This window comes from Carboxylicivirga litoralis (genome assembly GCF_025499605.1).
Classification (GTDB): Bacteria; Bacteroidota; Bacteroidia; order Bacteroidales; family Marinilabiliaceae; genus Carboxylicivirga; species Carboxylicivirga litoralis.
This window is the reverse complement of record NZ_JAFMVC010000151.1, coordinates 1-321: the sequence shown is the minus strand read 5'-3', so window position 1 is coordinate 321 and position 321 is coordinate 1. Positions and strand designations below refer to the sequence as shown.

The following is a 321-nucleotide window of genomic DNA, read 5'->3' as shown; positions in this document are numbered from 1 at the left end:
GTAGCAGCATCCCTTTTTAAGCGGTCTGGACGGGACTCGAACCCGCGACCTCCGGCGTGACAGGCCGGCATTCTAACCAGCTGAACTACCAGACCTAAAATATGAAGTTAAAACAAGCGGTCTGGACGGGACTCGAACCCGCGACCTCCGGCGTGACAGGCCGGCATTCTAACCAGCTGAACTACCAGACCAGTTTTATCTTCAATAATATCTAGCGAAACTAAACAAGCGGTCTGGACGGGACTCGAACCCGCGACCTCCGGCGTGACAGGCCGGCATTCTAACCAGCTGAACTACCAGACCAGTTTAATTTCATTTCAA

At 53.0% G+C, this 321-nt stretch carries 3 tRNA genes; all 3 read right to left on the bottom strand.

The window, feature by feature from the left end:
• Nucleotides 1-21: 21 nt before the first annotated feature.
• Nucleotides 22-95, bottom strand: a tRNA-Asp gene (locus J1N10_RS21190).
• Nucleotides 96-117: 22 nt separating this feature from the next.
• Nucleotides 118-191: transfer RNA gene (locus J1N10_RS21185), tRNA-Asp, on the bottom strand.
• 38 nt (nt 192-229) lie between these two features.
• Nucleotides 230-303, bottom strand: a tRNA-Asp gene (locus tag J1N10_RS21180).
• Nucleotides 304-321: the final 18 nt, after the last annotated feature.